The following is a 1,105-nucleotide window of genomic DNA, read 5'->3' on the forward strand; positions in this document are numbered from 1 at the left end:
GGTCAATCACCACTGCCTGTTTTACCTGTGGGTGGGCAGTCAGGGCAATTTCTATTTCACCCAATTCAACGCGGTAGCCACGGATTTTGACCTGAAAATCATTGCGGCCCAGATATTCCAGATTGCCATCCGGCTGCCAGCGGACTAAATCGCCAGTTCTGTACAGGCGGGTGTAACCGAGTGCCTTGTCTTCTGCGGTGGCAAAGGGATTCGCTACAAAACATGCGGCCGTCAGTTCCGGTTGGTTCAAATATCCCCGCGCCAGCCCGGCACCGCCAATATAGAGTTCTCCCGGTGCGCCGACAGGAGACAGATTGCCCTGATTATCAAGAACGTAAAGGCGGACGTTATTAATCGCTTTACCAATGTTTGTTGCAATATCCCCCTGTTGATACTGCTTTCCTGTCGCACAAACGGTCACTTCTGTCGGGCCGTAAGCATTCAGTATGCTGTTGTATTGGCTGAAATAGTCAAGAAAATCTGGAGAAGGTGACTCTCCGGCGGTGACTAATAATTGCAGGGAAGGCAACTGAGCCCCAGTTAATAATTTCAGTATGGCCGGGGGTAAGGTGGCCATTTCAATATTTTCCCGCTGGATAAGCTTTTCAACGGCGGGGATGTTACGTTCGGTTTCGCTGCAAAGGTAAATGGTATGACCATGAAGCAGGCTGAGGAATAACTCGGAAACTGAGGCGTCAAAGACATAAGCAGCAAACATTAAGGCTTTTTTTCTCTTTGTCGCATGAAAAAGCGCTGCCTGTGCCGCCACCAGATGCGCCACATTTTTGTGCTCAATCATGACCCCTTTCGGCTGGCCGGTAGTGCCTGAGGTATAAATGATATAAGCCAAATCTGAGGGTTTGTTTACCGATGCCGGATTGTTTACGAGCTGGTCTGCGGTGATTGTCGGGTCATCCGTTGCTATCAGTACCGGTTGTCCTGCGCCTGTTTGCGTATCTGTCGCCAGCGTTGCCAGATACTTTTGCTGAGTGACGACGCAGGGGGATTGGGTATCGTCCAAAATAAACCGAACCCGCTCTAATGGATATTCAGGGGAAATGGGGACATAAGCGCCCCCGGCTTTCAGTGCCGCCAGAATACTGAT

At 50.5% G+C, this 1,105-nt stretch carries 1 protein-coding gene; it reads right to left on the bottom strand.

What is annotated here, in order from left to right; all coding sequences use genetic code 11:
• The coding region (locus EAE93_RS23845) for an amino acid adenylation domain-containing protein (protein ID WP_214040721.1) at positions 1 to 1,105 on the bottom strand (1,105 nt) is incomplete at both ends.

Source organism: Photorhabdus akhurstii, from assembly GCF_018448925.1.
GTDB lineage: Bacteria > Pseudomonadota > Gammaproteobacteria > Enterobacterales > Enterobacteriaceae > Photorhabdus > Photorhabdus akhurstii.